At 72.1% G+C, this 14,768-nt stretch carries 14 protein-coding genes and 1 pseudogene; 9 read left to right on the plus strand and 6 right to left on the minus strand.

All coding sequences use genetic code 11. The features are described from left to right. Nucleotides 1-158: 158 nt before the first annotated feature. Nucleotides 159-1,406 (minus strand): ROK family protein, encoded by a 1,248-nt coding sequence (locus tag ACFYZE_RS08625; protein ID WP_388990217.1) that lies wholly within the window; start codon nucleotides 1,404-1,406, stop codon nucleotides 159-161. A 17-nt stretch (nucleotides 1,407-1,423) separates the two neighbouring features. After that, the gene (gene xylB, locus ACFYZE_RS08630) at nucleotides 1,424-2,869 is read right to left on the minus strand and encodes a xylulokinase (RefSeq protein ID WP_388990219.1); all 1,446 of its coding nucleotides are present in this window, start codon (nucleotides 2,867-2,869) and stop codon (nucleotides 1,424-1,426) included. A gap of 199 nt (nucleotides 2,870-3,068) precedes the next feature. Between xylB and xylA the strand changes: the two genes are divergently transcribed. The 3 genes from xylA (at nucleotide 3,069) to ACFYZE_RS08645 (ending at nucleotide 5,103) form a co-directional block, all read left to right on the plus strand. Beyond that, nucleotides 3,069-4,235, plus strand: coding sequence for a xylose isomerase (xylA, locus tag ACFYZE_RS08635; protein WP_388990221.1), 1,167 nt, complete (start codon nucleotides 3,069-3,071; stop codon nucleotides 4,233-4,235). Between the two features lie 136 nt (nucleotides 4,236-4,371). Further along, a complete protein-coding gene (locus tag ACFYZE_RS08640; RefSeq protein WP_388990223.1) occupies nucleotides 4,372-4,794 on the plus strand; it encodes a hypothetical protein in 423 nt (140 codons plus the stop codon). 126 nt (nucleotides 4,795-4,920) lie between these two features. Next, on the plus strand, nucleotides 4,921-5,103 hold the full coding sequence (locus ACFYZE_RS08645; RefSeq protein WP_388990224.1) for a hypothetical protein: 183 nt from the start codon (nucleotides 4,921-4,923) through the stop codon (nucleotides 5,101-5,103). A 4-nt stretch (nucleotides 5,104-5,107) separates the two neighbouring features. On the opposite strand, the pseudogene ACFYZE_RS08650 reads toward ACFYZE_RS08645, so the two are convergent. From ACFYZE_RS08650 to ACFYZE_RS08660, 3 genes and pseudogenes are all read right to left on the minus strand, one after another. Then, nucleotides 5,108-6,483 (minus strand): annotated as a pseudogene (locus ACFYZE_RS08650) (tannase/feruloyl esterase family alpha/beta hydrolase). A 148-nt stretch (nucleotides 6,484-6,631) separates the two neighbouring features. Further along, nucleotides 6,632-7,474, minus strand: a complete 843-nt coding sequence (locus tag ACFYZE_RS08655; protein ID WP_388990226.1) for a hypothetical protein — start codon at nucleotides 7,472-7,474, stop codon at nucleotides 6,632-6,634. A gap of 131 nt (nucleotides 7,475-7,605) precedes the next feature. Next, a complete protein-coding gene (locus ACFYZE_RS08660) occupies nucleotides 7,606-7,905 on the minus strand; it encodes a hypothetical protein (protein ID WP_388990228.1) in 300 nt (99 codons plus the stop codon). Between the two features lie 99 nt (nucleotides 7,906-8,004). Between ACFYZE_RS08660 and ACFYZE_RS08665 the strand changes: the two genes are divergently transcribed. Then, complete coding sequence (locus tag ACFYZE_RS08665) at nucleotides 8,005-8,913, plus strand: oxygenase MpaB family protein (protein WP_388990586.1); 909 nt, start codon at nucleotides 8,005-8,007, stop codon at nucleotides 8,911-8,913. A 79-nt stretch (nucleotides 8,914-8,992) separates the two neighbouring features. Here ACFYZE_RS08665 and ACFYZE_RS08670 read toward each other — a convergent pair whose 3' ends face one another. After that, a complete protein-coding gene (locus tag ACFYZE_RS08670; RefSeq protein ID WP_388990230.1) occupies nucleotides 8,993-9,592 on the minus strand; it encodes a class I SAM-dependent methyltransferase in 600 nt (199 codons plus the stop codon). A 152-nt stretch (nucleotides 9,593-9,744) separates the two neighbouring features. Here ACFYZE_RS08670 and ACFYZE_RS08675 point away from each other — a divergent pair, with 152 nt between their 5' ends. The 5 genes from ACFYZE_RS08675 (at nucleotide 9,745) to ACFYZE_RS08695 (ending at nucleotide 14,761) form a co-directional block, all read left to right on the plus strand. Continuing rightward, on the plus strand, nucleotides 9,745-10,518 hold the full coding sequence (locus ACFYZE_RS08675) for an MHYT domain-containing protein (RefSeq protein ID WP_388990232.1): 774 nt from the start codon (nucleotides 9,745-9,747) through the stop codon (nucleotides 10,516-10,518). Between the two features lie 47 nt (nucleotides 10,519-10,565). Next, nucleotides 10,566-13,094, plus strand: coding sequence for a nitrate- and nitrite sensing domain-containing protein (locus ACFYZE_RS08680; protein WP_388990234.1), 2,529 nt, complete (start codon nucleotides 10,566-10,568; stop codon nucleotides 13,092-13,094). Next, nucleotides 13,091-13,528, plus strand: a complete 438-nt coding sequence (locus ACFYZE_RS08685) for a roadblock/LC7 domain-containing protein (protein ID WP_388990235.1) — start codon at nucleotides 13,091-13,093, stop codon at nucleotides 13,526-13,528. Before ACFYZE_RS08680 ends, ACFYZE_RS08685 begins: the two co-directional genes overlap by 4 nt. Before the next feature lie 19 nt (nucleotides 13,529-13,547). Then, on the plus strand, nucleotides 13,548-13,961 hold the full coding sequence (locus ACFYZE_RS08690) for a DUF742 domain-containing protein (protein WP_388990237.1): 414 nt from the start codon (nucleotides 13,548-13,550) through the stop codon (nucleotides 13,959-13,961). A gap of 194 nt (nucleotides 13,962-14,155) precedes the next feature. After that, on the plus strand, nucleotides 14,156-14,761 hold the full coding sequence (locus tag ACFYZE_RS08695; RefSeq protein ID WP_388990239.1) for an ATP/GTP-binding protein: 606 nt from the start codon (nucleotides 14,156-14,158) through the stop codon (nucleotides 14,759-14,761). The last annotated feature ends 7 nt before the right edge of the window (nucleotides 14,762-14,768 follow it).

The following is a 14,768-nucleotide window of genomic DNA, read 5'->3' on the forward strand; positions in this document are numbered from 1 at the left end:
AACCCCCCGATTCCGCTGCCGCGCAGCCACTGACCGGCGGCTGCGCCTCGCGTGAATCACGGTACGGCGCTGGGCGGTTGGGCAGGAAGAGGGCGGTGTCGCCGGTGGACAACCAGGAGACTGTGGATATCTCCGTCACCCGTTCGAGGGAGGTGGCCCTACGTGACCGGGCTCCCGGAAGCCCCGGGGTCAGCGGTCGGCATCCGCGCCGCCACCGCCGCAGGATCGTCCAGCACCGCCCGCACCACCGAGTGCGCGGCCCCCAGCAGCGGCCCCTCGGACCCCAGCCGTGAGACGCTCACGGCGCAGGCCGGGCCGGCCGTTCGCCGGGCCAGTTCCCGCTCCAGGGACGGCAGGAGCCAGGGCGCGAGAGCGGCCAGCGCTCCGCCCAGCACGACCACCTCCGGGTCGAGCAGGTTGACCGCTCCGGTGAGCGCGACGCCGAGCGCGGTTCCGGCGCCGCGCAGCGCCCGGAGTACCTCCCGGTCGCCCTTCGCCGCACGCTCGGCCAGGAGCTCGACGCGGTCCTCGCCCGGTGTCAGCCCGGCCGCGCGCAGCACGGCCTCCTCACCGGCGTACTGCTCCAGACAGCCACGCCCGCCGCAGGCGCACGCGGGACCCTCGGGACGCACGGGCACATGACCCAGTTCGCCCGCGAATCCACGCGTCCCGCGCAGCAGCCGCCCGTCCACGACCACGGCCCCGCCGATGCCGATCTCCGCCGAGACGTGTACGAAGTCGCGAGGCGTGTCGTCACCGAGCCACAGTTCCGCGAGCGAGCCGAAGTTGGCCTCGTTGTCCACCGTCAGCGGCAGCTCGTCCGGCAGGAGGGGCCCCAGGTCGACGTCGTGCCAGTCGAGGTTGGGGGCGCGCACCACGGTCCGGGCGTCGCGCGCGACGAGGCCGGGCACGGCGACGGCGAGACCTGCCGGCCACAGCCCTTCCCGCTCCGCCTCCTCGACCACCTGCCGTATCAGCGCGGTCAGTTCGCCGAGCACCGGCTGCGGCGGGCGGCCACGGCTCGTGCCGTGCCGCACCGCCCGAGCCCGTACGTCGCCGCGCAGATCGACCGCGCACACCGCCAGATGATCGACACCGATCTCGGCGCCGATCCCGGCGGGACCGCGCCCGCTGACGGCCAGTGCGGAACCCGGGCGCCCGACCCGGCCGGGCCGCTCGGGCCCCAGCTCTTCCAGCAGCCCCGACCGGATCAGCTCGTCGACCAGCGTCGAGACGGCGGCACGGGTCAGCCCGATCCGTGAGGCGACCGCGGCACGCGACAGCGGCCCCTCGGCGCTGACGGTGTGCATGACCCGCGCCAGATTCCGGCGGCGCATGCCCTGCTGGGTGTCCGGCAGCCGTCGGCCGGGGCTGGACGGATGGGCTTCGTGCAGCGGTGCGGTCATGCCTCCCTCGGATCTCGTCAGCGCCGGTCCGGCTCCCGCTCCAGCAGCGGCGCCGCGTCGGAGAGTACCCCGGCGATCCTGGCCAGCGTCGCCTCGTCCCGCTCCACGGCCTCGAGGACCGGCCCGCGCGCGGTGTCCCAGCGCCGAGCCACGGCTGCCGGGTCCTCACCGGTCAGCAACCCGGCAGCCTGCGCGGCGGCCCCCAGCGCGACCAGCTCTCCGGCCTCCGGAACCTGGACCGGACGTCCCGAGAGCCGCCGTACGGTCTCCTGCCAGGCCCCGCCCCGCGCCCCGCCCCCGATGAGCAGCAGTGGAGCGGCGCGGTCCGCGTCTGCGTCGAGCACCAGGTCGAGGGCGCCGAGCAGCGAGTGCACCGCGCCGTCGTAGGCCGCCTGCAGCAGCTGCCCGGCCGTCGTGTCGTGCCGCAGGCCGTGCAGCAGCCCCGAGGCGTGCGGGAGGGCGGGGGTGCGTTCGCCGTCCAGGTAGGGGAGCAACGTCACACCGGTACCGGGCTCGACGGCCTCGCGATCCAGGCCGAGCAGGGCGGCGATCCGGTCGACGGCGAGCGTGCAGTTCAGCGTGCACGCCAGCGGCAGCCAGTCGCCGTGCGCGTCCGCGAAGCCCGCCACGGTCCCGGTCGGGTCGGCGGGCCGTCGTTTCGAGACCGTGTACACCGTTCCGGATGTTCCGAGGCTCAGCACCGGGGTCCCGGGGCGCAGCCCCAGGCCCAGCGCGGCGGCCGCGTTGTCGCCGGTGCCAGGCGCGACCAGGGTGCCCTTGGAGAACGGCAGGTCATGCGCGTCGCGCACCGTGCCGGCCACCTCCCCGGGCCGGACCACCCGCGGCAGCAGGGCGGGGTCGAGGCCCACGTGCGCGAGGATCTCCTCGTCGTACGACTCGGTCGCCGACGCCCACCAGCCGGTGCCCGAGGCATCGCCGCGGTCGGTCGTGCCCTGGCCGGTGAGGCGCTCGGTCAGGTAGTCGTGGGGCAGCCGCACGGCCTTGGTCGCTCGGACGGCCTCCGGCTCGTTCTCGGCCAGCCAGGCCCACTTCGTGACCGTGAAGGACGGGCCGGGCACGCTTCCCGTGCGCTCTGCCCAGATCTTGGGACCGCCCAGCTCCTCCACCAGGCGGCGGGCCTGCGGCGCCGACCGCACGTCGTTCCACAGCAGGGCCGGGCGGACCGGCTCACCCCGGCCGTCCAGGGTGACCAGGCCGTGCTGCTGGCCGCCGATCGACACGGCGGCGGCTTCGCGCGCCGCCTCGCCGCACTGGTGCAGGGCTTCGCACAGTGCCTCCCACCACTGGCGTGGGTCGCTCTCGCGACCGGCGCCCGACGTGACGGTGTGCGGTGCCTGACCGCTCGCCACCACCCGTCCGGTCGACGCGTCGACCACCAGGGCCTTGGTGGACTGGGTGGACGAGTCCACTCCGACGACGAGCGGACCCTCGGCTGCTGACATCGGGCTCTCCCTCTTCCGCGGCTCGCGGGTTCTGGCCTGTGGACGGGCGTGCCGTCGGCCGAAGTGGCCCGACGTGCGCCCGTCGTCACCGTACGGAGTCACCGTACGGAGGACACATCGTCTCTTCCCAGAGATGCCTCCGCATACTAATTTGTTAAGCGCCATGACGAAATAGTCTCAACGAGCAAGGAGCCGCGGCATGAGCTACCAGCCCACCCCCGAGGACAGGTTCACCTTCGGCCTGTGGACCGTCGGCTGGCAGGGACGGGACCCGTTCGGCGACGCCACCCGGCGCGCCCTGGACCCGGTGGAGACGGTGCAGCGCCTCGCCGAGCTCGGGGCCTACGGTGTGACCTTCCACGACGACGACCTGATCCCCTTCGGGTCCTCGGACAGCGAGCGAGAGGCGCACATCAAGCGCTTCCGTCAGGCCCTCGACACGACCGGGATGACCGTGCCGATGGCCACCACCAACCTGTTCACGCACCCCGTCTTCAAGGACGGCGCCTTCACGGCGAACGACCGGGACGTCCGCCGCTACGCCCTGCGCAAGACCATCCGCAACATCGACCTGGCGGTGGAGCTGGGCGCCAAGACGTACGTCGCCTGGGGCGGCCGTGAGGGTGCCGAGTCCGGCGCGGCCAAGGACGTGCGGGTCGCGCTCGACCGCATGAAGGAGTCCTTCGACCTCCTGGGCGAGTACGTCACCTCACAGGGCTACGACCTGCGCTTCGCCATCGAGCCCAAGCCGAACGAGCCCCGCGGCGACATCCTGCTGCCCACCGTCGGCCACGCTCTGGCCTTCATCGAGCGCCTGGAGCGTCCGGAGCTGTACGGCGTCAACCCCGAGGTGGGCCACGAGCAGATGGCCGGCCTCAACTTCCCGCACGGCATCGCCCAGGCCCTGTGGGCGGGCAAGCTCTTCCACATCGACCTCAACGGCCAGTCCGGCATCAAGTACGACCAGGACCTGCGCTTCGGCGCGGGCGACCTGCGGGCCGCGTTCTGGCTGGTCAACCTCCTGGAGAGCGCCGGTTACAGCGGGCCGCGCCACTTCGACTTCAAGCCGCCGCGGACCGAGGACCTCGACGGCGTGTGGGCGTCGGCGGCGGGCTGCATGCGCAACTACCTCATCCTGAAGGAGCGTTCGGCCGCCTTCCGGGCCGATCCGGAGGTCCAGGAGGCCCTGCGCGCCTCGCGTCTGGACCAGCTGGCGCAGCCGACCGCCGAGGACGGACTGGAGGCGCTGCTCGCCGACCGCACTGCTTTCGAGGAGTTCGACGTGGAGGCGGCCGCCGCGCGCGGAATGGCCTTCGAACGCCTGGATCAGCTGGCCATGGATCATTTGCTGGGCGTGCGCGGCTGAGCAGCCGACCCACCCGGAGTGACAGACCCTCGCGCGGTATGTCCCGGAATCATGCGGTCCCCGGCATGAGTCCGTATCGACAGCCGTGCGGGGGTACCGCCACGACCGGCTCGAGGCGACTGTTGACCGTATGGCAATGCCGCCGGGAGACACGCCGCCCTCGGACCACACCGGGTTCGGCCCGCCGTTCCAGTCGCCGCCCGGACCACCCGGTGCGCCCGTCCGCCGCCGCGCCGGCCTATTCCTGGCACTCGCCGCGATCGTGGGCCTCGGAATCGTCGCCGTGATCCTGGTGGTCGGCAGCGGCGGTGGTGCGGCGCAGCGGAAATCGCCCACGGAGAGCGGCGTGCGCACGAGCCGCACGGCTGCCCCGTCCCCGGGCATCCCCACGGGGCTGCCCACCGTACTGCCCTCGAAGCTTCCCTCGGGCCTGCCGACGAGGCTGCCGTCGGGGTGGCCCGGCGTGCTTGCCAGCGGCTTCCCCAGCGACCTGGAGTCACTCTTCACGGCGCCTGCCGCCGCACCGTCGACGCCCACCGAGGTCACGGCCGTCCCCTGAGGGGGTCTCTCGGGGATGGCTGAGGGGCGGGGCTCAGGGTTCTCTCAGGGTCGAGGCCCGGAACCGAGCGCAGCAGGCACCCGTTCTCAGAACAAGGAGCGGCAGTGGCCGCGAAGGAGGCGACACATGTCGAGGAACGCGAAGATCGCCATCGGGGGAGTGCTGGCCGGACTCATCCTGTGGATATGGCTGCCGTGGTGGGCCGCCCTCCTGATCGTGCTGGGAGTCCCGGCGGCCGCGTACTTCACCCTGGATCCGTCGCAGCGGCGCAGGCTGCGCCGAGTGGCGCGCAAGGAGCTCGGCCGCTGAGAGGTCAGCGGTCGCCCCGGGGCCCCGTCAGTGAACAGGAGTTGACCACGTCACCGCCCGCGGGCCTGCCGACGGTACGGTCCGCGGGCGGCCGCTCGCCCCGCTCGACCCACGTGGTGAGCGCGTCGAAGGCCGCCCGGTAGCACGGAAGAATCGGCCTGAGCCGATCGGGATAGGAGTCATACAGGCCGTCGACGTGTGTACCGCCCGCGACGGTGTAGAAGCGGTGCAGCGGTCCGCGACCGGCCTCCCGCACCATGCGTGCGTACACATCGGAGTCCGCGCTCTTGGGCAGCAGGGCGTCCAGGTCGCCGTGCAGCGTGATCAGCGGTTTGCCGATCCGTCCCGTGAGGGCGACCCGGGCGACCGCCCGGTGCACGGACGCGGGGCGCGCCGCGTAGTCGTAGGCCGCGTCCGACGGGCAGGGCGACAGGATCTGCTCCGCCGTCGACCCGGCGGACGCACCGGGGCAGGCGGGGTCGTACGCAGGGTCGAACTCAGCGCGGTAGATCTTCTGCGTGATGCCCCAGTACGCCTTCTCGTGGTACGGCCACAGGAACTCGGAGCCCCGGGCGAACCCGGCCGCGTACAGATCCTCGTCCCGGGCGGAGCCCAGCATGCGGGCCACGGCCACCGGCAGTGACGTCAGCAGGTTCGGGCCGTCGGCCGTCCACAGGGCGCCCTCCCAGTCCACCCCGCCGTCGTACAGTTCGGGGTGGTGCTCCAACTGCCAGCGCGTCAGGTAGCCGCCGTTGGAGATCCCGGTCATGTACGTGCGCCGAGGAGCCCGTCCGTAGCGTTGCGCCACCACCCGCTTGGCGGCCAGCGTGAGCTGAGTCGTGCGCCGGTTCCACTCGGCGATGGCGTCACCGGGGGGGTTCCGTCGCGGTAGAAGTCCGGCCCGCTGTTGCCCTTGTCGGTGGCCGCGTACGCGTAGCCCTGCGCCAGCACTTGGTCGGAGATCGCCGTGTCGGTCGCGTACTGCCGGCGCGTACCGGGGGCGCCCGTGACGACGAGGCCGCCGTTCCACCGGTCGGGGAGCCGGATCACGAACTGGGCGTCGTGCCGCCAGCCGTGCGTGGTGTTGAAATTCGAGTCGTCCGGGAAGTAGCCGTCGATCTGCAGCCCCGGCACACCGGACGGATTGCGGGTGGCCGCGGCGGTCAGGCCCGCCTGGTCGGTCATGTCCGTGTACGGCGTCCCCGCGAGCCCCGCCGTCGTCATATCGCCCAGACAGGCACTCTGTTGGAACGCCGCACCAGGTACCCGTATCCGCTCCTGGGGTTGGCAAGGGCCACCGTCGCCCGCAGCCGCGCGGCCGGGGTGGGCCGAGACAAGCAGAGCGGCGGCGCACAACGCGACGCGACGGGACAGGCGCATGAGGGACCTCCGGGTCGGAACGGGAGCACGGGGCTGCCCATGCTGCGACCACGGAAGTTCGCCGACCATAGGTGTGGGCCATATGCGCGCAGGCGATCGTATGGTGGCTCACAACGCATCCCAAGCCCCCGCACCCAATTGTTGTGCCTCAGGCCGGACGTGCCGCCACCTTGTCGAGGCCCTCCAGCAGTCCGGGCAACTGCGACCCCCGGCCCACCGGGATCACCTCTCCGGGCCTCTCGTCGAGGAGGAAGAACGCGATGTCGTCGGTCCTGGCCACCATGGACCAGCCGGGCCCGTCGGCACGCAGCAGGCGCGCGTCACCGGGTGCGAACGAGGAACGGACACGGCCCGGCGGCGGAGGGGAGTCCACGTATCCGTGTGCCTCGTCGAGCGCGCGATGTATCGCGCTGCGGGGCGCGCCGGCGGGCTTGCCGTCTGCGGGCTCGCCGGCCTCCGCCGCCGGGTCCGCATCGTCCACGGGTGCGAAGTCCGCGGCGTCGATCTGGTCTCGCCACATGGCCCACTGGAGCGCGATCTGATCGGCGCCCAGGCGCCGTTGCGCCGGACCCCAGGTGTCGGTGTCCGGCGGGGAGAGCGGCTCACGGTCGGTGTCTTCCGGTGCCGGATCATGCGGGGCGGGCACACCGGGCGCCGCGACGGCCACAGCCAGCGGCCAGCCCGGCAGCGCGGCGACGACCGTGCGCTCGTCGGGCGACAGGTCGTATTCCATGCCGCAGTCCCAGGACGCGATCGCCACGGCCACGAGCGACACATCGTCGACGACCACCGTCCAGCGCGCACCGTCGCCGTCCTGGCCGAGCACCAGGCCGTACCCGTCCGCCACCGGCGGCAGACCGAGCGCCGCGCAGGCCTCCGGATAGTCGTCGCCCAGCACGCTCGGGAACTGCGCGGGCGTCAGCAGAATCGCCGTCAGTACATACAGCGCGTCGTCCGTGGCGGCGACGGAGTCCTCGTCCGTCCCGGTCATGCCGTCCTCCCGATCACTGGTTCGTCGGCGCACCCTAATGCGCACGTCGGCCGGTTGTCACGACTGCGAAGCGCAGAAGGAACCGCACGTCTCCGGCCGGACGGGACGAAAGCACCCGGCGAGTTCCGGTGTCAGGCGGCGGGCAGGCCGAGGAGCGTCCGCGCGACCGCCCGCGGAGAGTCGTCGTGCTCTCGTGCGAGAGCGATCAGCGCACGGCAGGCAAGCTCCGTCACACCGAACGACAGGGCCTCCGGCGAGACCCACGCCGCGGCCTCGTCCATCCGGTCCTGGTCGTCCTCGGCGCACGCCGACACGTAAGCCGCTGCCGCCTCGAACAGGTTGTGTGTGCGCTTGCCCCCGGCCGCGGCCGCCCGTGCGCGCGACGAGTTGTTGACGAGTCTGCCCACCGATGTGCGGATCTTGTCGAACATGCCAAGCCACCTTCCCCCTGTGTGGTTGCCTTCGCCGACGTGCATCTGCTGCTCTTCAACGTAGGGTTGGAGTCGCCGCTGCAGAAGGGGGACGGAACGGTGAAGCGGTTCGAGCGGCTTGAACAGATCCGGCGTCTGCACCCCGAGAGGGACGCCCTGGAGATCTACCGGCTCAGTGCCGCATACGAGTTCCCCTGGGACTACACCCGCGCCCTGGAACTGGCGCTCTATCGTACGTACGCCGTCCCCGCCATCGGTCGGCTGCTCGCCGAGACCAGGGAGCTCACCGACCGCACACAGAAGCGGTACGACGACACCTCGCTGCTCCTCGACACCGTTGTCGAGCACGGCTTCGACAGCGACGAGGGGCGCACCGCGATCCGCCGCATCAACCAGATGCACCGCAGCTACGACATCAGCAATGACGACATGAGGTACGTGCTGTGCACCTTCGTGGTGATGCCCAAGCGGTGGATCGACGCCTACGGATGGCGCCGCCTGTCCCGGCACGAGACCGTCGCCTCCGCCGTCCATTACCGCACCCTGGGGCGGCACATGGGCATCAAGGACATCCCAGGTACCTATGAGGAGTTCGAGACCTGCCTCGACACCTATGAGGCCGCCCACTTCGCCTGGGACCCGCAAGCCCGGCGCGTGTCCGACGCGACCCTGGACCTGATGGCCTCCTGGTATCCGCGTCCCCTCGCACCGGTCCTGCGCCGGGCGACTCTCTCCCTGCTCGACGACTCGCTCCTGCGGGCCTTCCGGTACGAGCCGCCGAGCGTCGCCACGCGCGCGTGGGTACGTCGTGCGGTCAGAGCCCGCGGCCGCCTCGTCCGCCTCATGCCCCCGCGCCGAAGCCCCCACTACGCACGGCAGAACTGGGAGATCAAGGGCTACCCGAACGGCTACCGCATCGCCGACCTGGGCACCCGTCCGGTCCCCGGGGTCAACGGCTGCCCGGTCCGGCAGGCAGGGGCCTCCTCGACGATCTCCCCCACGGAGTGAGTGGAGGGAGCCGAGCGCACCGCCGCATACAGCGTGCTCTCCGCGACGGACCGCCGTAGTAGCGCGGCAAGGCCGAGACTCAGCCCTCGCGGACGGCCAGGGCGAGGAAGCGGGTGTCCTCGTCGACGTACGACGTCATGCGCCAGCCGGAACCGGCCAGCAGCGGACGGAGGTTGGGCTCGGCGCGCAGATCGCCGGGGGTGACCTGCCGGCCCTGGCGGGCCGCGAGGGCCGCCCGGCCGACCGGATGGAAGAGCGCGAGCAGTCCGCCGGGACGCACCACGCGCGCCAGCTCACGCAGATTCCCGGCCGGGTGAGGGAGGTGCGCGATCAGCCCTGCCGCGAAGACCGCGTCCAGGGACTCCGTGCGCAGCGGAAGCGCGGCCACGTCGGCAAGCAGCAACAGGCCGTCGCGGTCCCGTCCGGCCCGTACCGCTGCCTGAAGCATCGCCGGGGTGAGATCGGCACCGAGGACCAGCCCCGCGGCTCCCACGGCCGCGCGCAGCGGCGCCAGAGCCCGCCCCATACCGCAGCCCGCATCGAGCACCCGGTCGCCCTCGCGCAGGCCGAGAGCGGCGACCGCGGCGGCGTACGCCGGGCCGTCGTCGGGGAACTTCGCGTCCCAGCCGGCCGCTCGCGCGGTGAAGAACTCCTGGACGTGTGTATGGACGTCGCTCATGCCCCGCATGATCCCTCACCTTCACGAGGGATGCCTCTGTGCACATGTTCGAGCATGACGCGATCGTTCCGTGTCTCGTCTGCGTCAGATTTCAACAGCTTTCGAAATGCGCCCCCTTTGCGCCCCTCCGCCCGGGCTAGCGTCCCGTGGCCATGGGACACCTGGACCACGCCACATTCGGCTGGCTGACCCCCGTGCTGTCGTACGTGATGGCGTGCATAGGCGCCGCCCTCGGGCTGCGCTGCACGGTCCGTGCGCTCGGCGCCACCGGCAGGTCGCGTCGCAACTGGCTCGTCACCGCGGCCTCGGCGATCGGCACCGGCATCTGGACCATGCACTTCGTGGCCATGCTCGGTTTCGGCGTAACCGGGACCGAGATCCGCTACGACGTGCCGCTCACCATCCTCAGCCTGCTCGTCGCCATGATCGTCGTGGGCGCCGGTGTGTTCGCCGTCGGCTACGGCGGTGGCCGCCCCCGGGCGCTCTTCCTCGGCGGGCTCACCACCGGTCTCGGGGTCGCGAGCATGCACTACCTCGGTATGGCGGCGCTGCGGCTGCACGGGGCGGTGCACTACGACCCGGTGCTCGTCGCGCTCTCCGTGCTGATCGCAGTGGCCGCGGCGACGGCGGCCCTGTGGGCGGCCCTCAACATCAAGTCGCCGATCGCGGTCACCGTCGCCTCGCTCGTCATGGGCGCGGCGGTCAGCAGCATGCACTACACAGGGATGTTCGCGGTGAGCGTCGATGTGACCCCGTCCGGCGAGGTCCTGCCCGGGGCCACGGCGATGCAGTTCATCTTCCCCCTCGCCGTTGGCCTCGGGTCCTACCTCTTCCTGACCTCGGCGTTCGTAGCACTGTCGCCGACCGCCGGGGAGCGCGAGGCCTCCGAGTCGGCCCAGCGACCGCTCGAAAGCGCCGCCCGCTGACACGGGGCACGGACCACATGTCGCGACACACTCCGAGTGAGAAGGCCATGCGAACACCCCGTAGTACACCCACGGCCGGCGCCGAGCCGCCGCCCCGGCCGCCGGCGCGCGGCCGCCGTGCACACGCCGGCCCGCCGGCCGACGAGCGTGCCGGGACCGACGAGGCGGGCGGCACGGAACCGCCCGGCACCGCGGTGCGGGCGGGACGGTGGCGCATACGGCCCCGCACCGTCCGGGCGAAGATCGTCTGTCTGCTCATGGTGCCCGTGATCTCCCTGATCGCCCTGTGGGCATACGCGACCGTCAGCACCGCCCAGGACGTCGCCCAGCTGCGCCAGCTGCAGCGAGTGGACTCCAGCGTGCGCGTGCCGGTCGGCGACGCCGTGGCCGCGCTCCAGGACGAGCGCGTCGCCGCCGTGCGCTATGCCACCGATCCCGCCGCCCAACAGCAGAGCGATCTGCAGGCTCTCGTGGGACGCACCGACCGGGCCGTGGCCGCACTGAGGCTCGGCGGCCACCACACCGTCGCCGACGGCACCGACCTGCCCTCCGGCGTCTCAGGCCGTCTCCAATCCTTCGTGACCGGGGCCGAACACCTGCGCTCCCTGCGCGGCGACATACTCGCCCGTCGGGTCGGCTGGAAGGAGGCGTACGAGCAGTACACGAGGACCATCGCCACCGCCTTCCAGGTGGGCGGTGCGCTCACCGGTGTGCAGGACGCCGACCTCGGATCCGACGCGCGCGTGCTGCTCGAGTTCTCCCGCGCGGGCGAGTCGCTCGCCCAGGAGGACGCCGTTCTCGCCGGCGCCCGCCTGGCACGGAGCCTTGACGGCGACCGGCTGAGGCTGTTCACCGGCGCCGTCGACACGCGCCGCACCCTGACCGCGTCCGCCGTCGCCGACCTGCGCGGCGCCGAGCGCACATCATGGAACCGGCTGGCGAAGAGCAGTGCGTACGCCGACGTCGGCGCCATGGAGGACAGGGCGCTGGCCAGACGGGCCGGCGCCTCGGCCGTCGCGGCCGCCCCCGAAGCCGCCTGGAACCCGGCACACGCGCGCGTGCAGGACGGCATGCGGACCATCGAGGCGGAGGCGGGCCGGAGCGTCGCACGCCAGGCCGACCCTTTCACCCGCGGTGTGCTCACACCCGCCGGCGCAGCCGTCCTGCTCGGCCTCGTCGCCGTCGCCGCGTCGCTCGTCATCTCCGTACGTATCGGACGCGGACTCGTCGTCGAACTGGTGAGCCTGCGCAACAGCGCCCTGGAGATCGCACGCCACAAACTCCCCCAGGCCATGCGCAGGCTGCGCGCGGGGGAGGAGATCGACGTCGACTCCGAGGCGCCCGGCGGCCCACCCGCCGAGGACGAGACCGGGCAGGTCGCCGAGGCCCTGGGCATCGTGCACCGCGCCGCCCTGCGTGCCGCCGTCGAACGCGCGGAACTCGCCAGCGGGATCTCCGGGGTGTTCGTCAACCTCGCACGGCGCAGCCAGGTCCTGGTGCACCGCCAGCTCAACCTGCTCGACAGCATGGAGCGCCGCTCCGAGGACCCGAGCGAACTGAGTGACCTCTTCCGGCTCGACCACCTGACCACGCGGATGCGCCGCCACGCCGAGAGCCTCATCATCCTCTCCGGCGCCGCACCCGGCCGCGCCTGGCGCATGCCCGTCTCACTGACCAACGTGGTACGGGCCGCGGTCTCCGAGATCGAGGACTACGCGCGCGTGGAGGTACGGCAGCTACCCGAGGCCTTCGTGATCGGCACCGCGGTAGCCGACCTCACGCACCTCCTCGCCGAACTCATCGAGAACGCCGCACAGTTCTCGCCGCCCCACACGCGCGTGCGCGTCAACGGAGAACCCGTCGGCAACGGTTACGCCGTCGAGATCGAGGATCGGGGACTCGGCATGGGCAGGGAGACCCTCACCGAGGCCAACCGGCGCATCGAGCAGTCGGAGGCGCTCGACCTGTTCGACAGCGACAGGCTCGGCCTCTTCGTGGTCAGCAGGCTCGCCTCCCGGCATGGCGTCAAGGTGCACCTGCGCACCTCGCCCTACGGCGGCACCACCGCCGTCGTCCTCCTGCCGACCGCCCTTCTGCACGACGGCGCGGCGGAACCCCTTCCTCGTACGGCGGACGCCGAGCGGGACGAGGACCGCGAGTACGCGCGCGTGGCCGCGGTCCCGCCGCCGAGGGAGCCAGTGGCGCAGGCCGCGGAACGGCCCGCCCTGGCACGTTCCGCCCGGGTCGGAGCGGCACGCTCCGCCGACCTGCCGCCCGAGAACCATCCCCCAGGAGTCGCTCCCCTGAGGCTGCACCGCCCCGCGGACGATCCCGAGGCCTCCGACGACCTCCCGCGACGGGTACGGCAGGCGAGCCTCGCCCCCCAGCTGCGCGACCGACGCCCGGAGGAAGGCGCGACAAGCGCTCCCGGCTCCCCGCGCGACGACGAGCGCACCCCCGAACTGGTACGGGACCGCATGGCGGCCTACCGAGACGGCTGGGCACGCGGCGGTGGCCGCGCACCCGGACAGGCGGCCCGGCCCGCCGGCGACAGCAGCGAAGGAGACCCCGCATGATCCAGGACCCGAGCATGAGGGCCGCCCAGCGGTCGGGTGAACTCGACTGGCTGCTGGACGACCTGGTGGTACGCGTGACCGAAGTCCGACACGCCGTGGTGCTGTCGAACGACGGCCTGGCGGTTGGCGCCTCCACCGGCCTCAGCCGGGAGGACGCGGAACACCTGGCGGCCGTCGCCTCCGGCTTCCACAGCCTCGCCAAGGGCGCGGGCCGCCACTTCGGTGCGGGCGGTGTACGCCAGACCATGGTGGAGATGGACGACGGCTTCCTCTTCGTGGCGGCCGCGGGCGACGGCTCCTGCCTCGCCGTCCTCACCGCGGTCACCGCCGACATCGGCCTGGTGGGGTACGAGATGGCACGGCTGGTCAAACGCGTCGGCGAGCACCTCTACACCGCGCCCAGGGTGGGCGCGCGACCGCCCGCCGCCGGATGAGGACCGAGGGCGGTCGCAGATGACCGAGGACAGGACAGGCGTCCCGTACCAGCCGGGCAGCCAGTGGTACGACCACGAGGCGGGCCCCCTCGTGCGGCCCTATGCGATGACGGGCGGCCGCACCAAGCCGGGCCCCACCGGGGTGCGCTTCGACCTCATCGCCCTCGTCTCGCTCGACCCCGGGGCACCGAACCTCGACGACGACGCCGCGCTGGGCCCGGAACACCGGGCCCTGATCGACCTCTGCCGCATCGAGACCCAGTCCGTCGCCGAACTCGCCGCGGGGGCCGACCTGCCCGTGGGTGTCGTCCGAGTGCTCCTCGGGGACCTCCTGGAGTTGGGGTGCGTGACGGTCAGCCGCCCCGTACCGCCGGCCCAACTTCCTGACGAACGGATTCTGCGCGAGGTCATCGAGGGACTGAGGGCGCTGTAGGCGATGGGCCGCAACCACAGCGGGCCGGACCCGTACCGAGTTGTACGTTCATTCGGGCGCCGAATGGACGTCAGGTGGTCGTATCGGTCAAAAGCGGTCGAACTCCCCGTGGAGGCACCGCCGTTGCCATGATGCTGACTCCGCACGGATGTACTGAAGTCGACCGTGGTCGACACTCCCGAGAGAAGTGATCGATGGTCTCCGAGCACTCCGACGCCACCGAGGACGAGATGGCCGCCCTGGCGTTGAAGATACTGGTCGCCGGCGGATTCGGCGTGGGCAAGACCACCCTGGTGGGCGCGGTCAGCGAGATCAGGCCGCTGCGCACCGAGGAACTGCTGAGCGAAGCGGGCCAGTCCGTGGACGACACCGATGGTGTGGACCAGAAGGTCACGACGACCGTCGCCATGGACTTCGGGCGCATCACCATCCGGTCCGGGCTCTCGCTCTACCTCTTCGGCACACCGGGTCAGGACCGGTTCTGGTTCCTGTGGGACGAGCTCTCCCAGGGCGCCCTCGGTGCCGTGGTGCTCGCGGACACCCGACGGCTCGAGGACTGCTTCCCGGCGGTGGACTACTTCGAGCACCGGCGCATCCCGTTCGTGGTCGCCGTCAACTGCTTCGCCGGATCCCGCGCCCACGCGGCCCAGGACGTGTCGCGCGCCCTCGACCTCGACCAGGGCACACCGGTGGTGCTGTGCGACGCGCGGGACCGCGACTCGGGGAAGGAGGTGCTGATCCGCCTCGTCGAGTACGCCGGGCGGATGCACACCGCCCGGCTGCTCGACTCCGTGGGCTGACGCGTCA

Origin of the sequence: Streptomyces sp. NPDC001796 (assembly GCF_042892355.1) — a bacterium.
GTDB lineage: Bacteria > Actinomycetota > Actinomycetes > Streptomycetales > Streptomycetaceae > Streptomyces.